This window comes from Blautia sp. OM06-15AC (genome assembly GCF_003481425.1).
In the GTDB taxonomy this organism is placed as follows: domain Bacteria; phylum Bacillota; class Clostridia; order Lachnospirales; family Lachnospiraceae; genus Fusicatenibacter; species Fusicatenibacter saccharivorans.
Genome location: NZ_QULD01000008.1, coordinates 135,394 through 157,228 on the forward strand (window position 1 = coordinate 135,394; position 21,835 = coordinate 157,228).

Below are 21,835 nucleotides of genomic sequence, written 5' to 3' on the forward strand. Positions count from 1 at the left end.
AACAAAAGTCAAGAAAGTGGTCAAGAAAAACGTCAAGATTTGGTCAAGATTTTTTGTTCTGCCAATTTGAAACCAATTCCCCAGACTGTTTCGATATAGTCTACACCGCTGACATCCTGCATCTTTTTACGAAGATTGCTGATGTGCTGCTTCAAAGAACGCTCGGTGCAGTCGGGTGTGTCCAGACTGATTCTGTCAAGCAGGACACTCTTTGAAATTACCTGTTTGGGATTTTCCATCAGCAGTTTTAAGATGGCATACTCCGTTCGGGTCAGCTTCACAGGCTGCTCCTGTACTGTCAGAGAAAGGGAAACCATATCCAAAACCAAATCGCCAACGGAAAGAGATTTGGTTTCGCCATGTTGTTCTGCCTTGCGGAGCTGAACAGTGATACGGGCAAGAAGCTCCTTTGTATCAAAAGGCTTGGTCATGTAATCTGCCGCACCGCCCAGCAGAAGATTTACCTTGTCTTGCACATCTACTTTTGCGCTGAGAACGATAACAGGAATGTTCTCAATGTGGGGCAGAACTTCCTCGCCAGACAATCCCGGCAACATCAGATCCAGCAGCACCAAATCGGGCTTGTTTTGTGAAAGAAGATATAACGCTTCTGTGCCGGAGTATGCACGAAGAACAGAATAGCCCTCTTGCACCAGCACTTCTCTCAGCATATCTCCAATATGAATATCATCATCTATGATTGCGATTGTTTTCATTCTCGTTCCTCGTCAATTTCCTTTTATAGTTCAAACGCTACTATCGTTTCCTTTGGCAACTTCTCGTTTTCGCAGTTTAGAAGGTAGGCTATTGCCTTGTTCGCAAAGCGGTTTGTTTTCATTGTATCCCAATCGGCAAGTCGGACTATTTCTGATGTGCCGTTCTCAAAATCAAATGAAATCTGGCCCTATTCGCCGTCGCAGTCTGCTTGGTATTCGTAGATTGCGGTGGCGATTTTCTTTTTTCGTTTGGTCTTGGATTTCTGTTTCAAGCGGACAGCATGGATTGCGCCCTCGGCAACCAACAATTCTGTCAGTTTGTCCACTGCTCTGCGGTAGGCTCGCTCCGCACCGCTGGCAGTGCTGCCCTCAAACATTACAGCCAGTTCCTCAAAGGTGGGACGGCCTTTCCATGAGCCGACATGCCCGCAGGTCATGCAGATTGCCAGCCGCTTTTCAAGCAAGGTCTGTTCCCGGTAGTTCAGCTTATCAAAAGCTCGCTGCACCTTTTCTGCCTGTATGCCGTTCCAGAGGATGTCGGAGTAGTTCCAAGTATCATCAAGAGCAACATCTTCGCCCGTTTCCTCGCCGTCCTCATCTGTCACATAGAATGGTTGCTGATTGCGGATACCTCGAACAACTCTCAGATATTCTTCCGCAAGGGCAAAGTCACAGTTATACTTTTTGGAAAACTCGCTGACCGCATCCTTGGTGTTATGGTACAGCCAAGCCATTGACCGCACCATTTTATAATTGGTCAGAGAGGATACCGACCATTTTTCTTCGCCCATGCGGAAGCGGAGCATAGCATCCCGGATGAACGGGAAAATGTATGTAGCATACTCCGCACCCTTGGCAGGATCATAGTCCATCAGCTTTTGGAGCATTTGTTCCCTGCAGGAGAGCTTTATATCTATAAAACGGTCTGTATCGTACAGATCGCCGCCATCCACACCCCAAAAGCTTTTGATGCGCTTATTGAGCTGTGGCTCATAATGGTGGAGGAAGAACGAGAAATATATCAAATTCTTTTCCCGCAAGGCAGACAGGATATATTCATTCAGACTGCCCACCGCTGGCGGCTCCGGTTCCAGTTGGAAGATGCGCTCTGCCATATAGGGAATGATACCATCACCGTGCGGATTGACAGCGTATTTTGGTATGTATCCGGTCATATTCCATGTAAAATCACTTAGCATAGCGCACCTCCTTTCAACGTCCAATTTCAAATTTATTTCTTTTTCTTACTCGCAAAAATTGCAATTATACAGAAAACCAAGAAAAACAAAAATCCTATTTTCATTGACTGTTCCTCCTAACAAATTCAAATGCACTTTTGGGCTTCTTTCTTCAAAGCAACCTGTTCCATTTCTTTCTCATAAGTTCCCTTGGCATAAGCGACATTACTTTTTGCCCGGAGCATCTTATCTTTCGCCAGTTTCTTCATAACCTCTGCTAAATCCTCATCCAGTTTGCCACGCTTGATATAGCGGTTTATGGTATTCAGCCGCTTTTCGTATATCTGGATAACAGGATGATCGTCTGCAAGCTCCCGTTGTTCTCTGCCTTTCAGATTGCCGATCTGTCGGCAGGTGCGGTGTAGCTTGTCCCCCGGCGCATAGCCGCCGCAGTATTTGGTGTGCCTTGCGTTGGTTGTCAGAAACCATTTGCCGCAAATTTTACATTTCTTCGGTGCATGACCGACACACAAGCCCTCAAAGAGATCAGACCGGAACATCCCCACAAAGGATACATAATGGATTCGCTTGACGAGCTTTGCAACTTTTTCGCCGGGACGGATGACCGATACATACTGAACGGAATTGTTCAGGGTAGACATCCAGGCATTGCCCTCCGTGATAGAGAACTCCGGCGGGAAATAGCTGCCGAACATTCTGGCGAAGCCCTCTGCGGTACGGTCTGCTTCATTTCCGTCTGATTTTTCCGCAAAATCAAGCATTGCGGTTTGGTATTCCCCAAGGGAGTATGCCAGATGCCCGAATACAGCAGTATATCGTTGGAGCATCATTGCATCGGCATAGTTCGGGATTTCTTCAAACTGCAAGGAATTAGTTGCGGCTTTTATGGCAAACTCCATATATTTCAGCGCATTGTCCGCAGTAAAGACTTTTTCAATCCGTTCTCTATGTTTTGGAATATTCATATTGGAGAACGGCGGCGTTTCGCTGAGAATATCCACCATTGTCAGCACAGCTTCCTTTGCCATAGGAAAGAGTGCGGAAGCATCCTGTCCGGCGTTTAACATTCCAAGCAGTAGATTGATTTTCTCGCATTGCTCGTTCATTCTTGCGAGGGTATCCGCAGGAACATTCAGCGCATCACAGGCAAGAGTACCGATAGGAAATATTTTGCCCTCATATATGACCGTATCCTGCCAAAAATCCAATGTCATCAGTTCTTGATTCATGCTTGCCCTCCTGTCCTGTTTTTTCACTTTTCTAATTATACCATGCAAATGTGAAGAAATCTACATCATCAGATAAGTTGTCCTGTTTTTTGAAATGAGGTTGTCCTGCTTTTAGCCTGCTTTTTTTCAAATCCGTCATAACCATAGTAGAAAGGGCGAAGCACCTGCCAATCACGGCGGGTGCTTCGTGCTTTCCAGACTATTATGAACGGAGGTTTTTCTATGACAATCTATGAAAACATCAAGGCGGCGATCAGCGTGAAGCAAGCTGCCGAGCACTATGGGCTGAAAGTCAACCGCAGCGGTATGACTTGCTGCCCATTCCACAATGACCGGCATCCGAGCTTGAAGCTGAATGAAGATTATTTCTTCTGCTTCGGTTGCGGAGCCAAGGGAGACGTGATCGACCTTGTGGCAAAGCTGTTCAATCTGAGTAACCATGAAGCAGTGCAAAAGCTGGCTGCGGACTTTGGGCTTGACCCGAAACCGCCCACTGCCGCAGCTATGGTCAAGCCAAAGCGTCCCTATATCCGTCAGTTCCGGGAGGATGAAATGCTGTGTTTCCGGGTGCTGACGGATTATCTGCATTTGTTGGAGGATTGGAAAGTGCGCTATGCACCAAAGACACCGGACGAGCCTTATGATGACCGTTTTGTGGAAGCCTGCCAGATGCACTGCCATATCGAATATATGGCAGATGTGCTGACCGTGGGCGAATTGGAACAGCGTGTAGCTGTTGTGGACAAACTGATGAAGGACGGGTATATCGACTTTCTGAAAGAGTACACTGCACGAAAGAAAAAGGAGGTGGCACACCATGGCGAAGAACCGGAAAACGCCTGATATGAATTTGCCTGTCTGGTTTGATGGGCAGAATATCAATGAAGCTCTGTTTTGTGAAGAATTTCTGCAAGAGAGCAGAATCATCTTTGCAAACAGGGCTTTCTTTACGCCCAATGGACGGGTAACGGATGATATTGTCCTGCGGGGCGAGGTCTACGAAAAGCTGAAAAGCTACACCATCAGCAGCGTACCGCAGAAGATCAAAAACATCATGGAATTGCTGAAACTGGAAGCCATGGTTGAGGATCTTCCTCCCCAGCCTGACCGCATCCATGTTGCCAACGGAACGCTCATGCTGGATGGAAGATTTATCGAGGGGAAAAAGGAAATCGTACAGAGCCGCTTGCCTGTTTCCTACAATCCAAACGCTGCTGCACCTGCTCTGTGGCTGAACTTTTTGGACGGTTTGCTCTATGAAGAAGATATTCCCACCTTGCAGGAGTTTATCGGCTACTGCCTGATTCCCTCCAACAAGGGGCAGCGCATGATGGTGATTAAGGGCAACGGCGGCGAGGGCAAATCTCAAATCGGTGCAGTGCTGTCCACCATATTCGGCACGAATATGAAAGACGGCAGTATCGGTAAAATTTCCGAAAACCGCTTCGCCCGTGCCGATCTGGAACACATCCTGCTGTGCGTGGATGATGATATGCGGATGGAAGCTCTGCGCCAGACCAACTATGTAAAATCCATTGTAACCGCACAGGGCAAGATGGATTTGGAACGCAAAGGTAAACAGAGCTATCAGGGCTGGATGTTCGCCCGGTTGATGGCATTCAGCAATGGCGATCTGCAAGCCCTGTATGACCGTAGCGATGGTTTTTACCGTAGACAGCTTGTGCTGACTACCAAGGAAAAGCCCGTGGACAGAGCCGACGATCCCGATCTTGCAGAGAAGATGAAAGCCGAAGCCGAGGGGATTTTCCTCTGGGCATTTGAAGGCTTGCAGCGGCTTGTTGCCAACAACTTTAAGTTTACGGAGAGCGACCGCATCCGTGAAAACCGGGAAGCGGTCAAGCGTGACAATAACAACATTTTTGACTTCATGGATTCCGAGGGATATATCCGGCGCAAGGCGGATGCGTCCATCAGTTCCAAGGACTTTTACGCTATCTATCGCCTGTGGTGTGAGGAAAACTCCCTTGCCCCTCTGAAATCCCGCAGCTTCAGCGATGCCATGGTTGCCAATGCAAAGAAATTTAATTTGGAGCATTGCAACAACATCACCAACTCAGCCGGACGGCGGGTATGGGGATTTATGGGTGTGGAAGCTGTGGCACGACCTAATATAAACGGGTTTTACGACGTTTCGCCATGTACGTACGTACCGGAGGAATGGCAGGACTGATTCCTGTCTTTCGTTTTCTGTATGTATGTACACAGCGTTTTACCTGTTTTCCTTTTTTATAGGAATAATCAGCTGTCAGAACTGACCTGTTTTCGGGCATTGAAAATCAATGGTAATGGAAACAGCAAAGTTCTTGACCGCAGGACGAAACCATTTCACCAAATCGTGCTTCTCCAAACCATGCACCCAGTTTACGAAACAATGGGTGTTTTCACTGTTTCAGACAAAATCCCACGGAACAGCAAAGTGGGATATATGCCTGTATGGACAGAGTATCGCACTCACAAAATGAAAGCGATTTTGGAGAAAGCAGATTTTTCACTGTTCGGTGCATCTGCTCCGCTTTGGGGAGTAGCCTTTGCACCGAATTGTAAATCAAAAATATGGAGGAATTTACAATATGAATGTACGCAACGAAATCAAGGCACAGATCATCCGTGCCGGAATGACTATGCAGGAAGTAGTTGACCTGCTCTCGGACGAGTACGGTTGGAGCGACAGCGTTTCCAACCTGTCCGCAAAATTACAGCGGGAAAGCATCCGATACAAGGAAGTATTGGAGCTTGCCGATGTGCTGGGATACGACATCGTATGGCAGCAAAGACGGGAGAAGTGATGCCCCGGCAACATCCCCTCGTAGTTCCCGTCCCCATAGGCACACCGCAGTGCTGTCTATGGATGGCAGTGAAAGATACGCTTTTCGCTGCCGCCGTCTGCAAAGAGAAGTTCACCGGAACAGCTTCATGCAGACGGGCTGACCATGGGAAAAGTTGCAGACATTTTCGCATTGGTCAGCAGAGGTTGCCGCAGCAACCGCACTCCCCCTCGGGAGAGCCCTCGGAGAGCCCACGGCACTTTGCAGCCAGTATGGATGAAAGTGTTATAGTGGGTTATTACACTTTGAAAAAGTGCCTCTCCGCAGCTCCCCGCTGTCTGCAAATTTTAAGGAAAGGACAAAAAATCTATGGCAAGAAATGATGGAATAGACCGCACCGTAGCCCGGAATCAGGACTTACCGACACCGGACGATGTGGCAAAAATACAGGAACACAATGAGCGAGAAAAGGACAGTTACAGCAATCAAGACATTGTGCCGGAACGCACTCCGCTGAATGTTCACTTCAAGACTCCCACCGATGATTATGTGAAAATGTTTGAGCAAATGGAACAGGATGGCGTGATCTCCACCAGAGGTCTGAAACCGGATGCCATCAAATACGGCGAGTTGGTTTTTGATGTGAACTCCGCTTATTTCTACAACCACGGCGGCTATGAATTTGCAAAACAGTTTTATGCTGATGCCTATAAAGCCGCCGTGGAGATCGTAGGCGGTGAGCAGTATATCCTCTCTGCTGTGATGCACGCCGATGAGCACAACCGGGCAATGTCCGAAGCTCTTGGCGAGGATGTGTACCACTATCACCTCCATGTGGTTTATATTCCGGTAGTGGAAAAGCAGATCCTTTGGTCGAAGCGATGTAAGGATGAAGCTCTCCGGGGAACGGTAAAGGAAACGATCACACAAGTCAGCCGAAGTAAGAAATGGGACTCCAAACCGGTGCTTGACGAGGACGGAAATCCCAAGCTCAATGAAAAAGGAAAAAAGATTTTAAGGTCATCCTACAGCGTGTTGCAGGATGACTTTTTTAATTTCATGCGTGCTGCCGGATATACCGATGTGGAGCGTGGAGAGCGTGGCAGCACCGAGGAACATCTGACGGTGACACAGTTTAAGGTGCAGGCGGAACAGCAGCGTTTGGAAGCTGTGACAGGACAGGTGGCACAGGCAGAACAGAGTTTGGAGGATGCTAAAGCTGCTACGGAAAAGCAGAAAAAGAAACTGGAAGCTCTGCAAAAGGAAACCAAGGCAGCAAAGGCCATTGCACTTACGGTGCAGGATATTGAAGCGATGGGCAAGAAAGCCACGTTCGGAAACAATATCACGCTGACACCGGATGAATGCGACACGTTGAAACGCTATGCCACCAACGGCATTCTCTTTCATGCAGAGAATGAGCGATTGAAAGGGAAACTGGAATCTGCTCAAAAGTCTGCATCCATTTGGAAGCAGCGATGTGAAGAAGCGAATAAAAAATATCAAGAGTTGAAGCAAAAAGCCCAGCCTTTCCTGGATGCACTGGAAATTGCATCCGAAAAGGTTCGGGCTTTTATCAATTCCATCCTCGCCAGAGGAAAGGAAACACAGGAACACAAAGCACCTGCCCGTAAGCGTGGACAGGACATGGAAATTTGATGGAGGTAACTGCCTATTGAAGAAATATTATGAGGATGCAAAATATAATGCGGCATTTGTCCGCTGTGTGGATGTTATGAGCCAGATGCTCCAGAAATATGGACATCAGGTTTTGGATAAATTGGAACAGGATGCCCCTCAGAAAGTGGAGCATTCCAAGGAAAGTAATCAAGCACAGCCTTTGACGAATAAGGCTGCGTAAAAATTTACAATTTACACGTTGCGTATTCACTGCGGCTATGCTATAATGATTACGCAACGTGTATTTTTGTTTTTTATGGAGAAAAGACAGATGGATTGTAAGAACAGAATTATCAAGTTGCGGGAAAGCACAGGACTGAACCGGAAAGATTTTTGCAAGCTCGTCCATATCCCTTACAGGACTATGACCGAGTGGGAATTGGACAACCGCCATGCACCGGATTATGTGCTGTGGCTTTTGGAGTATTATATCCGCAACGAGGGACTTATGGTAAAGGAAATGAATGAGGGAGGTGGAGATTCTGAAAAAGAAACAACTTAAATGCTATATTTATACAAGAGTGTCCACCTCTATGCAGGTTGACGGGTACAGCTTGGATGCCCAGCGTGACAAGCTGAGGAAGTATGCGGCATACGAAGATATGGTTATTGCCGGGGAGTATTCTGACGAGGGATTTTCCGGAAAGAATATCCAAGGGCGGCAGGACTTCCAACGGATGCTGAATGACATCCAGGACTGCAAGGACGGCGTTTCCTATGTGCTGGTCTTTAAGCTGTCCCGATTCGGCAGAAATGCGGCGGATGTTCTGAACTCTTTGCAGCTCATGCAGGATTTCGGTGTCAATCTGATCTGCGTGGAGGATGGCATCGACAGTTCAAAGGATGCCGGAAAGCTGATGATTTCCGTGCTGTCTGCGGTGGCAGAAATAGAGCGAGAGAATATCCGCACCCAGACAATGGCAGGACGTGAGCAAAAGGCTCGTGAGGGCAAGTGGAACGGTGGTTTCGCTCCTTATGGCTACAAACTGGAAAACGGAGATTTGGTCATTGCGGAGGATGAAGTGGAAGTAATCCGTGTCATTTATGACCGCTACATTCACACCGACGAGGGCGTTGCCGGGGTTGCTAAATATCTGAACCGCAACGGCTTTATCAAGAAACTGCGGCAGAACAATACCATTCCCGGATTTTCAAGGAACTTCGTGCAGGATGTATTGGACAATCCCGTTTACATGGGAAAGATCGCCTATGGCAGACGCAGGACGGAAAAGAAGCAAGGCACAAGAAATGAGATGCACGTAGTTGAGCAGTCGGAGTTCCCGATTTATGAGGGACAGCACGAAGCCATCATTTCGGAAGAAGATTGGTATCTGGCACAGGAAAAGCGTAAGATCAATTCCTTTAAGCGGGAAAAGGTCAACAATCCAGATCATGCACACATCCTGTCCGGCATTCTGAAATGCCCATGCTGCGGAAAGAGTATGTACGGCAATATCGCCAGGGCTCACAGCAAGGACAAGAAAACGAGGTATTATTACTACTGCAAAAACACGGTAACACCTACCGGACATGAGTGCAGCTTCCGACTGAATATCGAGCAGACGGAGATCAACAAGTTTGTGGCTAAGATTATATCCGCTATGGTCAACAATCCCCGGTTTGTAGAAGCGATTCAGGCGAAAATCGGCTCGGCTGTTGATACAGAGGATATGGAAAAGCAGATCGCCGTCCTGCAAGGACAGTTGAAGCAAGCCTTTGGAACGAAAAGCCGCTTGGAGCGTCAGATGGACACCTTGGACATCAACGATGCCCACTATGACAGAAAGATTTTGGACTTGCAGCGCCGCTATGATGAGCAGTATGATACAATAGAGGATATCGAAGTTCAGATTGGCGAATTGCAAGGTCAAATCCGCAGCATTCAGCAGGAGAAAATCTCCGGTAACAATATCTATCGGCTCTTACTGGCATTTGATGAAGTCTACCATTCCGCAACAGAAGCGGAACAGAAAGAGTTTATGAAAGCCTTTATCGAGCGAATTGAGATGTTCCCGGAGAAAAGGAAAGACGGAAGCTGGATAAGAAAGATTGTGTTCAACTTCCCTGTGCCTGTTGATGGCGAGGAAGTGAAAGAACTTCCCTTGGAAACTGAAACAACTGTCGAGACCGTCGCATGTCTACAAAGGGTGGATATGTAGAAATCCTTGAATTTACGCACTTTTCACAGGTTTTTAGATTTAATCATACCGGCGGAATCGGACGTAAAAAGGAGATTTCTCACGAGATTAAAGTTTCAGTAGTTATGGAACTGGTATGAGTGGACACAAAAATCTACAGTTAATATTTAAGGTTATTTCGGAGATTATTTTCATCAACAACTAAATATTAAAAGAGTCGCAAGACCGCTTGTTTTCAACATCTTTGGATGTGAAAGCATGCGGTCTTCTTTCTTTTGTCAGCTTTCATATCTAAGATTTCAGAATGGAGGAATGCGAGAATGAAAGAAATAAAGGAAATGTATCCATCATGGGGTGACGACCATGGTGTCAGGTTGGGAAACGTCAAAATCAGTGATTTACACGACTTTAAGGAACATCCTTTCCATGTTGTGGAAGACACTGCGTTGTTTGAACTTGCAAAGAGCATTGAGGATAAGGGAGTACTAGTTCCATTAATTGTTCGTGCTAATCCGTATGGAGATGGGTATGAGATTATTGCAGGGCATCGTAGGAAGGCTGCCTGTAAATGGGCAGGGCTTTCGGAAGTGTCGGTAATGGTTGTGGAAATGGATGATAATGAGGCTGTGATTGCTATGGTAGATAGTAATTTGCAGAGAGAGCATATTAAGCCAAGCGAAAAGGCATTTGCTTACAAGATGAAGCTGGAGGCAATGAAACAGCAGGGGAGGAGGACGGATTTAACTTCTTGCCAAGTTGGCAAAAAGTCCGTAGAAAATCCAACGTTGTCTCTTGCAAAGGTGGGATGCGGATATGATGAGAACGGCAGATGGCAAGTGACGAACGAAGAAGTTGAACAAATGCCTATTGATTCTAATAAACAGCTTGCAATGCAGCTGGGAGAAAGTCAGAGGCAGATTGCCCGCTATATCCGCCTGACCAATCTTATTCCTAAGATTCTGGATATGGTGAACGAAGGAAAGATTGCTTTTACGGTGGCTGTGGAGCTATCTTATCTGAAGGAAGAGGAGCAGTACGAGCTTCATGCCATTATGGATTTGGAACAGTGTACACCATGCTTATCACAGGCGTGTCGCTTGAAGGTAATGAGCCAGCACGGAACCTTGGATATGGATGCGATTTGTATGGTTTTGGAGGAAGAAAAGCCCAATCAGCGGGAGCAGATAAAGCTTCGTGCAGATGCATTGGCAAAATATTTCCCAGAGGATTATACACCAAAGCAGAAGACGGATTTAATCGAACAGCTTCTGAAGGAGTGGTATGAGAAGCAGGAATACAGCAAGCAGGAAAGCCTTGGCAGCAGTCGTGGCAGAGCAAGATAAAGGAATGGAGGTAGTAGCGATGAGCAGAGAATTATCAACTTATGAAGCAATGGGTGGCACTTATACAGAGGCGGATGGAGTGTTTTATCCGAATATTGTGGTTTCGGAGGAAGCAGATGTGTGGATTGGAAAATATGGTCTGTTATGGATAGATTATATGAAATCCAATCATGCAGAAAGGTACAGGCACCATATTCGTATGGGAACCTTGAGTGCCAGAGCTTTTGAGCTAAATGAAGAGGCTTATGAAATGCTGGAAGGAATCGTGAGTCAGTATCTGGCAAAGCATAAGCCACAGCATTCAGCTTCCACAATGGAAATGTGGAAGCTTCGGGAACAGGCAAAACAAATGGCGGAAGAGATCGTGTTAAGCGACATTGTTCGCCAGTATCATTAGAATTTGGAGGATTTTAGTATGAGAGAGATTAGAGAATACAATATGAACGGAACTATTATTTTGGGCGTGGATAATGGTTATGGCAATGTGAAAACCGCCCACAGAGTATTTCCTACGGGAATTATAAAGTGTGACAGTGAACCGGTGCTGAGTAAGGAGTATATCGAATATGATGGTTCTTATTATATTATTGGTGAAGGTCACAAGGGCTTTGTTGCAGACAAGCAGGAGGATGATGATACTTATATTCTGACTCTTGCAGCGATTGCAAAGGAGCTTGAGGCAAGAGGACTTACAGAGACTAGAATTCATCTGGCGGTGGGACTTCCTTTGAAGTGGGTACAGGCACAGAGGGAGAGCTTTAAGAAGTATCTGACCAGAGAAAGATATGTTTCACTGAAATACAAGAAGGTGGACTATCTGATTGAAATTGTGGATTGCACGGTCATGCCACAGGGCTATGCGGCTGTTGCAGAAAATTTGAAGGATTTCAAGGGAATGAATCTGCTGGTGGATGTTGGCAACGGTACTATGAATGTTATGTATCTGAATAACGGAAGACCGATTGAAAGCAAGTCATGGACAGAAAAACTGGGTGTGAATCAATGCTTTATTCGTATTCAGAATCGAATAATGGATAGGACTGGAACAAAATTACCAGATGAAATTATCAATGATTTCTTAAGATATGGCGATGCGGATGTAAGTGAGGCATATTTATCAGCGATGAAGCAGGTTGCTGAACAGTATGTACAGGGATTGTTCCAGAAGCTTCGGGATTACGAGTATAACGAGGATTTGATGAATCTGTATGTTATGGGTGGCGGTGCCAAAATGGTGGAAATTTTTGGAAAATACAATCCGGATAGGACAACCTATAATCATGATATTTGTGCAAATGCCAAGGGGTATGAATACTTCTGTTATATGATGCTTCGTCAGAAGAATCGAAAGTAGGTGGTTAGATGGCTATAAAGAATCACAATTTCCGCTTCAATGAGGAAAAAGAAGCGGAAAGAAAAGCATGGCAAATTCTTCACTCAGAAGAAGTGAAGGAGGACTTCCGCTCTCAGAATGAATTTGTTATAGCTGCCATCAATGATTACTATGCAAGGCATCTTGCTCTCAAACGAGATCCCTATCTGGAATCGAGGGAGAAGGAGGATACATTTGTAAAAGGAATTGTAGAGGCAGTAGAGCAAAAGGTACTTGATAATCTGCCGGGGTTGGCGGGCATGTATATGATGCAACAGCAGTCTCTTTTATCCGTGTTGGGATTACAGGGGATGGTGCCTGTACAACAACAGGTGCCAATGCCACAGATGGTAGCAGGAATGCAGATGTCAGGTCAGGTATCAGCAGCCGTACAAGAGTCGAAGCAAGGGCAAGAGACTATGGTTGGTGGAGATGGATGTGAAAAAAGAGATTACACTGAGGAGGATGAGAAAAAGTATCAGATAGAACCTGATATTAACGAGTTCCTTGATTTTAGTTTTTGTGGTGAATGATAGTAGATGGCTACAAAGCTTTTGTAAATAAAAGCGATGTAGCATCAGTTGTGAAAGAATATGTAGCCATAATTGCAGTAGGAATAAGTGGTGTCGGAAACGGCAAATTATGTAGCCAATTAAATACAGCTATTAGCTTTGATGAAGCCATGTATCTTTTCGAAGGTATGTGGCTTTTTCTGTATTTGCTAAAGATAGATTTTTTATCCAGCCGTCGGCGTTTGAGAGCGAAATACACCCATCGCACAATACTTCGTTTTGTACTCTGTGTATTTCGCCATTGCAGGGGGCTATTACGCCGGAAACGGCGGTGGGTTCGTATACGGATGCCTATGCATCCACTCACATTATGCAATAGAAGGGAGATGATTAGAATGCCAAGAAATTCATTTGTGCAAATGAATAAGCTGACCAATGTGTCTGGCAGAATTACTTATATATCAAGTAAGGCAAAGCAGGAAAATCTGTATGCTACTTATACTACGGTTTCGGAGCAGAGTTTTTGGAGAGAACTGGCGAAATATAACCAGGAAAGTTTTCGGCAGAGTGGGACTGAGGGAAAGTGTATTGAGGCAAGGGAACTGATTATAGCGTTGCCGGAATCCTTTGTGTATTATGAGCCGGAATATTTGCTTAGGCGATTTACAGACCATTTTAAGCAGAATTATAAGGTGGAATGTATCTCAGCACTGCATCATAACAAGCGAAAGACCAATTACCACATTCATCTGATATTTGCAGAGCGTCAGCTTCTTGATAAACCTATTGAGAAGATTGCCACCAGAAATATGTTTTATGACGAGAAAGGTAAGCATAGGCGTACCAAGAAGGAAATCTTGGATGAAGCAGGGAACATCCGTAAAAAGTGCAAGGTTATCAAGAAGGGGGAAGCGTATGAGCGGAATCTGTTTACTACGAAAAACGAGCTGTTTAAGGCTGATGGATTTCTGGACGAGGTAAAGCGTTTATACACGGACCTGATTAATGTCTGTGCCATAAATGAAGAAGATAAACTTCAGGTATTTGATAGGAATGGAATGTATCTTGCTACCAAGAAAATTGGTAAAAACAATCCTAAAGGAGCAGAGATAGAAGCTGACAATATGGAGCGTGCAAGATGGAATCAGACTGTGGACAGAGCATTGATTTCAGGTGTTGCCGAGGAGGATATCCTAGGCGTGAAGCGAGAAAAGATATCGGAGGAAGTCAAGCATTCTATTGAATTATATGGGAATAATCCGTCTTTCTTGGGGGATATTATCAGACTTGCAATTAAGGCATTGGAATTGCTTATATCAAAGGTATTACTTGCAGCAGCTAAAGTGGCTAAAAAGATTGTGGATGTGGTTCATGAGAAAGTTGTAGAGAAAGAAGTTCCAGTGTTGGTGGAAGAGCCAGAGCAGGCGGTTGAGATTTGGGAAAAGGTACAGCTTCCTAAGAAACCAAAGGAACCGTTATTGCTGTCTAAGTATCCAGTGATTATGGAGCTGGATGCAGAATTGAAGCGTTGGAATAAGGAAATCTTTGCGGTTGAACAGGAGCGGGGCAATCTGGAGATTGAACTGTCTGTATGTTCCAGAGTATTTAAGCAGAAGCAGAGGAGGGAATTGCAGGAGAGGATTACTCTGTTGGATAAAAAGGTGGAGAAGATGAAGGCTGAGCTTTCACAGGTGCTTCGGGATGCCGGATATGCTAATGCTGCGGAATTCTTTACAGAGCTTTTTGCGGTGCGTGAGGAGAAGCGGAAGTATGAGGAGGCTTGCAAGGTATGGCAGGAAGAATGTGTTAGGACGGAGATTGAAGCGACGGGGGATGGACAGTATTATGGGAATGTTCCGTCGATTGAAAGAGGAAGAACACGTTAGTTTTTGGAGGATTACTAAGTTTGGTAATCCTCTGCTCTTTTATAGCAAAAATAACTGTAATAGTAAGAGAAAAAACAGAGGAAATAAGGTGGGTAATATGCTATGATATATACGGTAGCTGCATTAGCTTTATCGAACCAAAGAATGGAGAAAACAATTATGAATATAGCAGTATTTGCATCCCATGGTGGAAGTGATTTACAAGCGATTATGGATGGGTGTAAGAATAATCAAATTAATGCAAAGGTGGCAGTTGTTATTAGTAACAATGGAAGTTCAATGGCTTTACAAAGAGTTGCTGGCGAAGGTATCCCAAACTATCACCTTAGTGCCAAGAAATCAGGAAGTGAAGAGAGTTTGGCAACAGAGATTTTAGATGTATTGTCAAAATATAATGTTGATATGATTTTTTTGGCAGGATATATGAGGATGTTACATATATCAGTTCTTGAAAGATATAACAATAGAATTTTTAATATTCATCCGGCATTACTACCTAAATTTGGCGGTAAAGGTATGTTTGGAATGAATGTGCATACGGCTGTTATTGAGGCAAAAGAAAGTGAAACAGGAGTAACAATTCATAGAGTAAATGCAGAATATGATAGCGGCAAAATCGTAGCTCAAACAACAGTACCCGTGTTGGAAAGAGACACACTGGAAACATTAGCAGCGAGGGTGTTGGAGAGAGAACATGAATTTTTGGTGGAAGTCATAGCTGACATTGTGAACGGTAAAATTCCTTTAGGAGAATAATGGGACACGATAAGGAGAATCTATGAAAAAATTAGTTATACTTAGAGGTAATTCAGGTAGTGGGAAAACGACAGTAGCAAGAGCGTTACAAAGAAAGATAGGATTTAATACAATGCTTATTTCACAGGATGAAATTAGAAGAAATATGCTTTGGGTTAAAGATGGCATAGATACGAAAGCATTGCCACTAATGATAGAACTTTTGAAATATGGAAATGAACATAGTGACATTGTTATTTTAGAAGGAATTATGTATGACGAGTGGTATAATCCATTATTTAATGTGGCTAATGAATTATATGGGGCAAATGTTTATTCATACTATTTTAATATACCATTTGAGGAAACCGTAAGACGTCATCAAACAAGGAGTAAAAGCCAAGAATTTGGCGAAGAGCATATGCGCCAATGGTGGCGGGAAAAAGATTTTTCATCTGTTCTTGAGGAAGAAATTATTTCTTGTGAAATGGATGCGGAATGTATTATTGAAAAGATATACACAGATTTGCTAAAGTATATTTAGAGAAAGTATCAGCAACTGATGAGTGTTCTAGATTAAGGAGACAAATATGAAACACACGATGAAATTACGTCCCAATCCTTTTCGTATGATTTTATGTGGAGAAAAGACATATGAACTTAGATTATATGATGAAAAACGTCAATGTATTAAAATAGGTGATAAGATAGTATTTGTCAATACTAAGACTGACGAACCGCTTGTAGTAAGTGTTAAAAGCATACATATATTTAAGAATTTTACTGAATTATATCAAGCGTTACCATTGCTAAAATGTGGTTATACAGAGGAAAATCTTACAACTGCTAATCCAGCAGATATGGAGGAATATTATTCAAAAGAACAACAGATGCAGTATGGTGTTGTGGCGTTTGAAATAGAGAGAATAACAGAACGACAATTTGTTAATGGAAGAATTGGCGGGACGGAAAACGGACTCCAAGGAACTATTGGAGATTAAATAGATTTGTGATATAGAAGAAGCTCATTGATAAAAAGAGTGATTAAACATGATTTTGATACAGAGGAAAAGGTATGGATGTATTACTTGAATTATTAATTAAATTGTTGTCATTAACAGTGATAATGATATTTTTAATTGGTTTATTATTCGTTATGTTAATTTCAGTAGTATACATAGCGGGATATGTTTACGATAGTATATTTGGCAATTCATTTATAAGTCTGGGGCACTTTATAAGTGGAAAATATCCGAAAATCAAGAATATTCCGATAGTTGTAAAACTGTGGAGAAAAATACAACCAAAAGAATTATATTTGCGATATGAAACACCATTATTTACATATTGTTTTTCGTATACGGCAATTTCGTTGTTGGCATTAGTATTGCCGAATGAGAATGGTATGGGTATTATTGTAGCATCGGCTTTATATCTATTGTTTTACTTTGTCGGAATGGCTAGAAAATGTGGAAGAAATGAACAATATTATGAAAAAATATTGGACAACAATATTGAATTTCTTAAATTATCTTTTTTACCATTAGGTTTCATTATCACCGTGTTGGGATTCTGTTTTACTATTACTGGGATGAAAGTGCAAGAACTTCCTCTGGATTTTGCAATAATAGGAAATACATACGCGAGTTTAATGAATTATAATGACGAGACAAATACATTAATGCTCTTTCTGAAATTGATTGTATCTGGGGGACTTATATTGATTTTGTTTTATGTTATAAGTTTACCTATTCAAGTGATATCATATTTTGTCATTTCAGTTATTAATTATTTCAGAAAACATAAAGCTGGCTACATAGGACTATCTAAGAAATTTCTTGGCATTGTAGCTTATTTCTTGAAAAATATATGATAGGAAAAAGTAGTAATGAAAACAGACAGATTATACGCACTTACTTTATATCTGCTAAATCATGGAAAGTCTTCCGCCTCGGAGTTGGCAAAGCATTTTGAAGTATCTGTACGGACGATTCAGAGGGATATCGATACTTTGTGTCAGGCGGGTATTCCGATTTGTGCTTTTACCGGTACAAATGGTGGATATGAAATTTTAGGTGATTTCAAAATGAATAACCAACTTGCATCGAAAGATGAATATGCCTATATTGCAACTGCTATAAATGGATTAAAAACGGTTACTAATAATCCGGTGGCTGATGATATTTACGAGAAAATAACAGCCATATCCAAGAACAGTAATATAGGTATGATTTTGGATTTTTCTGTATTAAGAGAAGGCGATGAGAAATTGCTTCAAACTTTACAGTCTGCAGTTAAGAATAAGCAAGTGGTTAGATTTACATATACAAATAATGGTGGAGAAACAAGACAACATTGTGTAGAACCGATAGCGGTTATTTACAAATGGTATGCTTGGTATATGTTGGCTTATAATACGGCGAAACAGGATTATAGAACCTATAAGCTGGTTCGGATGGAAGATGTTTGTATAACGGAAGATGAATTTTCCAAGGAGCACAAGTCGGCACAGGATATTTTAAATGATTGTGACAATTCCTATCAGGGAAAGGACATATCCATAAGAGTTCGGATGCGATGCCGGGGTAATGCGATACACAGAATAAAGGAATATTTAAACGGACAGCTTATAAAAAACTGTGATGATGGTAGTTCTATTATGGAAGTTCATATTGTAGAGAAGGAACAATGGTGGATAGGTGTTGTTTTGTCACAGGGAAAAGAAGTCGAGATTATAGAACAGGAGCATATAAAAGAAAGGATTATTAATTACGCAAAAGATATTCTTTTTTTATACGATAAACTATGACATATAGATGTCGTAATTTGTGTGAGATAATGTAAATGAAGTTATTTAATGTTTAACAAATTACGATATGGAGGTTGATAAGAAGATGGGTATTGATGTGTATGAACAAATTCCTGTTATGGAAAGTGAAAAGTTTCTGCTGAGAGAAATTAAGGATGGAGATGCAGAGGATTTGCTTAGGGTATATTCCGATAAGGATGCAGTACCGCTTTTTAACAGTGATAATTGTGTGAATGGTTTTTACTATACTTCAATTGAAGAAATGAAGGATACTATTGCTTTTTGGAAGAGAGAATATCAAAACAGATATTATGCACGGTGGGCTATTATAGACAAAAATGCTAACTGTGCAATTGGTACAATAGAATTATTTAACCGAAGGGCAAAGGATTATTTCAATAATTGCGGATTGCTTAGACTGGATTTGAGAAGTGATTATGAAAAACAAGATACGATAGAAGATATTCTTGGGATTATTATTCCTGAAACGAGAGATATGTTTGCTTGTGAAATGATTGCCACTAAGGCAGTTTCAATTGCCCAAGAGCGTATACAGGCTTTAGAACATATGGGATTTTGTTTGTCGGAAGAAGCTTTAATAGGACATGATGGAACGAAGTACAATTCATATTATGTTCGGGAGGTGTAAGGAATGACTTTTGATTTCAAGAAAGAATACAAAGAATTTTATATGCCTAAGAATAAACCTGAAATAGTCAATGTTCCGACGGCTAATTATATTGCTGTCGGAGGGAAAGGTAATCCGAATACTCCGGATGGCGAGTACCAACAGGCAATAGGTGTATTGTATGCGGTTGCATATACTTTGAAGATGAGTTACAAATCAGATTACAAGATAAAAGGATTTTTTGAATACGTAGTTCCACCCTTGGAAGGTTTCTGGTGGCAAGACAATGTAAGAGGCGCAGACTATGGGAACAAGGATTCTTTTAACTGGATTTCTGTGATTCGATTACCTGACTTTGTTACAAAGAATGATTTTGATTGGGCGGTAGATACTGCGACCAAAAAGAAAAAGTTAGACTGCAGCAAAGCAGAATTTTTGACGATAGACGAAGGATTATGTGTTCAGATGATGCATATAGGACCATTTGATAATGAGCCGGAGTCTGTGAAGATTATGGATGCGTTCTTAGAAGAAAATGGATATGTAAATGATATAAATGAAAAGCGTTTACATCATGAAATATATATGTCTGATGCAAGGAAGATTGCACCGGAGAAGTGGAAAACAGTAATTAGACATCCGATTAGAAGAAAAGAGTAATTTATGCGAAAGGAGTTGTGGGATATGAACAATTCAATAATTTATCGCCCTTTGACGGCAACTCCATTCAAAAGAAATAGCTTTTATACAGAAATTTCCCCTTCTAAAGAATTGCAATCCTACATCCGATGTTATTGGGGAACAGAAAAAACACTTATACAAATCGAAAATAGTGATGCACCGGAATTAGTAATTCCGGATACTTGTGTGGATATTATTTATCATATAGATTATACCGATAATACCGTAACCGGAGGACTCTGTGGGGTAAATGATTGCAGTTTCCATGCACATGGCAACGGAACCATAGGTCATATGGTATCAACCTATGCTATTCGACTTTATGCGTGGAGTGCATATGCATTTTGCGATGATTCATTGCAATCCACCATGAATGGATACTTTGATGTGGATTCAAGGTTTGAATGGTTGGACAAGATTATTCGCCCCAAACTGTTGGAACTAAAAACCTTACAGGAAAAGATTTCATTTACCGAACAAGCATTGCTTAAAAGATTATCTGATGTGAGAGAAAATACGGTTGTTAACGATACAATACAGAACATTTTGATAAATAAAGGTTCTTTGGATATAGCAAAATTGGCAAAGAAATCCTTTGTGAGTACCAGACAGTTGGAGCGATTGTTTCATGAGTATGTTGGCATTACGCCTAAAAAGTTAAGCAATCTGATAAGATATCAATTCCTATGGAGAGATATTTTGTGTGAGCCGGATTTTGATGTGTTAAGTGCGGTTTACAAATTTGGATATACAGACCAATCACACTTATTACGGGAATTCAAGAGATACCATTCTATGGATATACATAATGCAAGAATAATGGCTTTTAAGGATGTCGGAAATATACAAGATGTTTTCGTTTGAATTTAGTATAATAGTTTCAAATTCTGACAGGCAGGAGAGGATGAAAAACTATGAAATACTGTACCACCGTAATAGCAGTACGAGATATGGAAAAATCTTTGCAGTTTTATAAGGATTTATTTCAGCAAGATGTACTTGTAGATTTTGGGAAAAATAAAACTTTGACTTGTGGATTAGCATTGCAGCAGGGATTGGAGCATATAGCTGGATTTGATGCCAGTACAATGAAATTTCGTTCCAATACCATGGAGTTGTATTTTGAGACAGAAGATTTTGATGCTTTTATACAATTGCTGGATTCTTATCCACAAGTGGAAAGACTTCATGAGCCGAAAACTTTTTCCTGGCTTCAAAGAGGAATTCATATATTTGACCCGGATGGACATTTGATAGAGGTTTCGGAGAGTATGTATTCTGTTGCCTGTAAGCAGTTTGAATCAGGTAAAACCATAGAGGAAACAGCTAAATTAGTGCAACATCCGATTGAGGTGGTCAGAGGTTGGTACGACCAGTATCAAAAGGAATTGATAAGTGTCTGTGGCACGGATTGTAGTGCGTGTTATTGTTTTGGCAAGATGTGCAATGGCTGTAATTCCTGTAAGGGAAAAGTTTTTCATGCACCGGAAGGAAAAGCTTGTCCGATTTATGACTGTGTCAGAAATAATAAGTGTATGCAGAATTGTGGAGAATGTGGGGAAATACCTTGTAAGTTATGGTTTGATACCAGAGAGCCAAAGTTTTCTGATGAAGAATTTAAAGAAAATATAGCAATGAGGGTACAAACATTGAAAAAGGAATAGAGGTAGTTATGTCAAAGAATAAAGAGATTGCAGATTACATAATGGATCAACTATCTGATTTAGGAAATGTACGAAACATTCCTATGATGGGTGGATATATTTTTTACTATAAAGAACGGATATTTGGTGGGATTTATGGTAATGGTTTTCTTGTAAAGATTACAGAGACCAGTAAGAAGTTTATGCCGGACAGTGAACCGGAACCACCGTATGAGGGTGCAAAACCTATGTTACCGGTAACTATTTTGGAGGATAGAACTAGCTTGCAAAATATGGTGGAAGAAATGTATCCGGAATTACCAGAGAGAAAACCAAAAAAGAAAAAAGCATAAAATGTGGTCAAATGTAAAAAGTCACTCAGTTTACGATGATGTAAATTGGGTGATTTTTAAATTTAAAAAATAAAAGTAAGCGCAAAATATTGCTACGTTACTCATGAATTACGCTTGCACCAAAA

25 protein-coding genes are annotated in these 21,835 nt (G+C 42.1%); 22 read left to right on the forward strand and 3 right to left on the reverse strand.

The genetic code is table 11. From position 1 onward, the window contains the following. Window positions 1-32 precede the first annotated feature (32 nt). The 3 genes from DXB83_RS11645 to DXB83_RS11655 all read right to left on the reverse strand — a co-directional run bounded on the left by DXB83_RS11645 (window position 33) and on the right by DXB83_RS11655 (window position 3,144). Window positions 33-716, reverse strand: coding sequence for a response regulator transcription factor (locus tag DXB83_RS11645; RefSeq protein ID WP_055303618.1), 684 nt, complete (start codon window positions 714-716; stop codon window positions 33-35). Between the two features lie 188 nt (window positions 717-904). Further along, the gene (locus tag DXB83_RS11650; RefSeq protein WP_330426817.1) at window positions 905-1,915 is read right to left on the reverse strand and encodes a hypothetical protein; all 1,011 of its coding nucleotides are present in this window, start codon (window positions 1,913-1,915) and stop codon (window positions 905-907) included. Between the two features lie 125 nt (window positions 1,916-2,040). After that, the gene (locus DXB83_RS11655; RefSeq protein WP_055303620.1) at window positions 2,041-3,144 is read right to left on the reverse strand and encodes a DUF6076 domain-containing protein; all 1,104 of its coding nucleotides are present in this window, start codon (window positions 3,142-3,144) and stop codon (window positions 2,041-2,043) included. A gap of 222 nt (window positions 3,145-3,366) precedes the next feature. On the opposite strand from DXB83_RS11655, the gene DXB83_RS11660 reads away from it, so the two are divergent. The 22 genes from DXB83_RS11660 to DXB83_RS11770 all read left to right on the forward strand — a co-directional run bounded on the left by DXB83_RS11660 (window position 3,367) and on the right by DXB83_RS11770 (window position 21,710). Continuing rightward, the gene (locus tag DXB83_RS11660) at window positions 3,367-3,987 is read left to right on the forward strand and encodes a CHC2 zinc finger domain-containing protein (protein ID WP_117767770.1); all 621 of its coding nucleotides are present in this window, start codon (window positions 3,367-3,369) and stop codon (window positions 3,985-3,987) included. Next, window positions 3,962-5,335, forward strand: a complete 1,374-nt coding sequence (locus tag DXB83_RS11665) for a DNA primase family protein (RefSeq protein ID WP_070100996.1) — start codon at window positions 3,962-3,964, stop codon at window positions 5,333-5,335. The genes DXB83_RS11660 and DXB83_RS11665 overlap by 26 nt, the downstream gene beginning before the upstream one ends. A gap of 400 nt (window positions 5,336-5,735) precedes the next feature. Then, window positions 5,736-5,951, forward strand: coding sequence for a hypothetical protein (locus DXB83_RS11670; RefSeq protein ID WP_031473406.1), 216 nt, complete (start codon window positions 5,736-5,738; stop codon window positions 5,949-5,951). Window positions 5,952-6,299: 348 nt separating this feature from the next. Continuing rightward, a complete protein-coding gene (locus DXB83_RS11680) occupies window positions 6,300-7,589 on the forward strand; it encodes a plasmid recombination protein (protein ID WP_055303623.1) in 1,290 nt (429 codons plus the stop codon). A gap of 16 nt (window positions 7,590-7,605) precedes the next feature. Further along, on the forward strand, window positions 7,606-7,791 hold the full coding sequence (locus tag DXB83_RS11685; RefSeq protein WP_055303624.1) for a hypothetical protein: 186 nt from the start codon (window positions 7,606-7,608) through the stop codon (window positions 7,789-7,791). Between the two features lie 90 nt (window positions 7,792-7,881). Next, complete coding sequence (locus tag DXB83_RS11690) at window positions 7,882-8,112, forward strand: helix-turn-helix domain-containing protein (protein ID WP_055303625.1); 231 nt, start codon at window positions 7,882-7,884, stop codon at window positions 8,110-8,112. Next, window positions 8,093-9,769 (forward strand): recombinase family protein, encoded by a 1,677-nt coding sequence (locus DXB83_RS11695; RefSeq protein WP_279221259.1) that lies wholly within the window; start codon window positions 8,093-8,095, stop codon window positions 9,767-9,769. The genes DXB83_RS11690 and DXB83_RS11695 overlap by 20 nt, the downstream gene beginning before the upstream one ends. 299 nt (window positions 9,770-10,068) lie before the next feature. Further along, on the forward strand, window positions 10,069-11,091 hold the full coding sequence (locus DXB83_RS11700; RefSeq protein ID WP_226906385.1) for a ParB/RepB/Spo0J family partition protein: 1,023 nt from the start codon (window positions 10,069-10,071) through the stop codon (window positions 11,089-11,091). Between the two features lie 19 nt (window positions 11,092-11,110). Continuing rightward, the gene (locus DXB83_RS11705; RefSeq protein WP_158579614.1) at window positions 11,111-11,488 is read left to right on the forward strand and encodes a TnpV protein; all 378 of its coding nucleotides are present in this window, start codon (window positions 11,111-11,113) and stop codon (window positions 11,486-11,488) included. Window positions 11,489-11,506: 18 nt separating this feature from the next. Continuing rightward, window positions 11,507-12,445 (forward strand): ParM/StbA family protein, encoded by a 939-nt coding sequence (locus DXB83_RS11710; RefSeq protein ID WP_118660758.1) that lies wholly within the window; start codon window positions 11,507-11,509, stop codon window positions 12,443-12,445. 8 nt (window positions 12,446-12,453) lie between these two features. Further along, window positions 12,454-12,996 (forward strand): hypothetical protein, encoded by a 543-nt coding sequence (locus tag DXB83_RS16685; protein WP_173815382.1) that lies wholly within the window; start codon window positions 12,454-12,456, stop codon window positions 12,994-12,996. Window positions 12,997-13,370: 374 nt separating this feature from the next. After that, entirely contained in the window at window positions 13,371-14,861 is a 1,491-nt protein-coding gene (locus tag DXB83_RS11720; RefSeq protein ID WP_118660760.1) for a MobA/MobL family protein, read from the forward strand. A gap of 159 nt (window positions 14,862-15,020) precedes the next feature. Next, the gene (purN, locus tag DXB83_RS11725; RefSeq protein ID WP_118660796.1) at window positions 15,021-15,617 is read left to right on the forward strand and encodes a phosphoribosylglycinamide formyltransferase; all 597 of its coding nucleotides are present in this window, start codon (window positions 15,021-15,023) and stop codon (window positions 15,615-15,617) included. 22 nt (window positions 15,618-15,639) lie between these two features. Continuing rightward, the gene (locus DXB83_RS11730) at window positions 15,640-16,140 is read left to right on the forward strand and encodes a kinase (RefSeq protein ID WP_118660762.1); all 501 of its coding nucleotides are present in this window, start codon (window positions 15,640-15,642) and stop codon (window positions 16,138-16,140) included. A 46-nt stretch (window positions 16,141-16,186) separates the two neighbouring features. After that, a complete protein-coding gene (locus DXB83_RS11735; RefSeq protein ID WP_118660764.1) occupies window positions 16,187-16,597 on the forward strand; it encodes an ASCH domain-containing protein in 411 nt (136 codons plus the stop codon). 74 nt (window positions 16,598-16,671) lie between these two features. Next, window positions 16,672-17,469 carry a hypothetical protein gene (locus DXB83_RS11740; RefSeq protein WP_118697665.1) on the forward strand — a complete coding sequence of 266 codons (798 nt, stop codon included), beginning with the start codon at window positions 16,672-16,674 and terminating at the stop codon, window positions 17,467-17,469. A 15-nt stretch (window positions 17,470-17,484) separates the two neighbouring features. Further along, window positions 17,485-18,405, forward strand: a complete 921-nt coding sequence (locus DXB83_RS11745; RefSeq protein WP_118660768.1) for a helix-turn-helix transcriptional regulator — start codon at window positions 17,485-17,487, stop codon at window positions 18,403-18,405. Between the two features lie 85 nt (window positions 18,406-18,490). Then, on the forward strand, window positions 18,491-19,054 hold the full coding sequence (locus DXB83_RS11750; protein WP_118660770.1) for a GNAT family N-acetyltransferase: 564 nt from the start codon (window positions 18,491-18,493) through the stop codon (window positions 19,052-19,054). Window positions 19,055-19,057: 3 nt separating this feature from the next. After that, window positions 19,058-19,693, forward strand: coding sequence for a GyrI-like domain-containing protein (locus DXB83_RS11755; RefSeq protein ID WP_118660772.1), 636 nt, complete (start codon window positions 19,058-19,060; stop codon window positions 19,691-19,693). 24 nt (window positions 19,694-19,717) lie between these two features. Next, window positions 19,718-20,578 (forward strand): helix-turn-helix domain-containing protein, encoded by an 861-nt coding sequence (locus DXB83_RS11760; protein ID WP_158579615.1) that lies wholly within the window; start codon window positions 19,718-19,720, stop codon window positions 20,576-20,578. Between the two features lie 50 nt (window positions 20,579-20,628). Further along, window positions 20,629-21,378 carry a VOC family protein gene (locus DXB83_RS11765; RefSeq protein WP_118660776.1) on the forward strand — a complete coding sequence of 250 codons (750 nt, stop codon included), beginning with the start codon at window positions 20,629-20,631 and terminating at the stop codon, window positions 21,376-21,378. 8 nt (window positions 21,379-21,386) lie between these two features. After that, window positions 21,387-21,710 (forward strand): TfoX/Sxy family protein, encoded by a 324-nt coding sequence (locus tag DXB83_RS11770; protein ID WP_118660778.1) that lies wholly within the window; start codon window positions 21,387-21,389, stop codon window positions 21,708-21,710. Window positions 21,711-21,835: the final 125 nt, after the last annotated feature.

Bases quoted from the DNA above. Each gene is read 5' to 3' on its own strand.
- DXB83_RS11645 (WP_055303618.1), bottom strand. From the start codon at position 716: ATGAAAACAATCGCAATCATAGATGATGATATTCATATTGGAGATATG.
- DXB83_RS11650 (WP_330426817.1), bottom strand. From the start codon at position 1,915: ATGCTAAGTGATTTTACATGGAATATGACCGGATACATACCAAAATAC.
- DXB83_RS11655 (WP_055303620.1), bottom strand. From the start codon at position 3,144: ATGAATCAAGAACTGATGACATTGGATTTTTGGCAGGATACGGTCATA.
- DXB83_RS11660 (WP_117767770.1), top strand. From the start codon at position 3,367: ATGACAATCTATGAAAACATCAAGGCGGCGATCAGCGTGAAGCAAGCT.
- DXB83_RS11665 (WP_070100996.1), top strand. From the start codon at position 3,962: ATGGCGAAGAACCGGAAAACGCCTGATATGAATTTGCCTGTCTGGTTT.
- DXB83_RS11670 (WP_031473406.1), top strand. From the start codon at position 5,736: ATGAATGTACGCAACGAAATCAAGGCACAGATCATCCGTGCCGGAATG.
- DXB83_RS11680 (WP_055303623.1), top strand. From the start codon at position 6,300: ATGGCAAGAAATGATGGAATAGACCGCACCGTAGCCCGGAATCAGGAC.
- DXB83_RS11690 (WP_055303625.1), top strand. From the start codon at position 7,882: ATGGATTGTAAGAACAGAATTATCAAGTTGCGGGAAAGCACAGGACTG.
- DXB83_RS11700 (WP_226906385.1), top strand. From the start codon at position 10,069: ATGAAAGAAATAAAGGAAATGTATCCATCATGGGGTGACGACCATGGT.
- DXB83_RS11705 (WP_158579614.1), top strand. From the start codon at position 11,111: ATGAGCAGAGAATTATCAACTTATGAAGCAATGGGTGGCACTTATACA.
- DXB83_RS11710 (WP_118660758.1), top strand. From the start codon at position 11,507: ATGAGAGAGATTAGAGAATACAATATGAACGGAACTATTATTTTGGGC.
- DXB83_RS16685 (WP_173815382.1), top strand. From the start codon at position 12,454: ATGGCTATAAAGAATCACAATTTCCGCTTCAATGAGGAAAAAGAAGCG.
- DXB83_RS11720 (WP_118660760.1), top strand. From the start codon at position 13,371: ATGCCAAGAAATTCATTTGTGCAAATGAATAAGCTGACCAATGTGTCT.
- purN (WP_118660796.1), top strand. From the start codon at position 15,021: ATGAATATAGCAGTATTTGCATCCCATGGTGGAAGTGATTTACAAGCG.
- DXB83_RS11730 (WP_118660762.1), top strand. From the start codon at position 15,640: ATGAAAAAATTAGTTATACTTAGAGGTAATTCAGGTAGTGGGAAAACG.
- DXB83_RS11735 (WP_118660764.1), top strand. From the start codon at position 16,187: ATGAAACACACGATGAAATTACGTCCCAATCCTTTTCGTATGATTTTA.
- DXB83_RS11740 (WP_118697665.1), top strand. From the start codon at position 16,672: ATGGATGTATTACTTGAATTATTAATTAAATTGTTGTCATTAACAGTG.
- DXB83_RS11745 (WP_118660768.1), top strand. From the start codon at position 17,485: ATGAAAACAGACAGATTATACGCACTTACTTTATATCTGCTAAATCAT.
- DXB83_RS11750 (WP_118660770.1), top strand. From the start codon at position 18,491: ATGGGTATTGATGTGTATGAACAAATTCCTGTTATGGAAAGTGAAAAG.
- DXB83_RS11755 (WP_118660772.1), top strand. From the start codon at position 19,058: ATGACTTTTGATTTCAAGAAAGAATACAAAGAATTTTATATGCCTAAG.
- DXB83_RS11760 (WP_158579615.1), top strand. From the start codon at position 19,718: ATGAACAATTCAATAATTTATCGCCCTTTGACGGCAACTCCATTCAAA.
- DXB83_RS11765 (WP_118660776.1), top strand. From the start codon at position 20,629: ATGAAATACTGTACCACCGTAATAGCAGTACGAGATATGGAAAAATCT.
- DXB83_RS11770 (WP_118660778.1), top strand. From the start codon at position 21,387: ATGTCAAAGAATAAAGAGATTGCAGATTACATAATGGATCAACTATCT.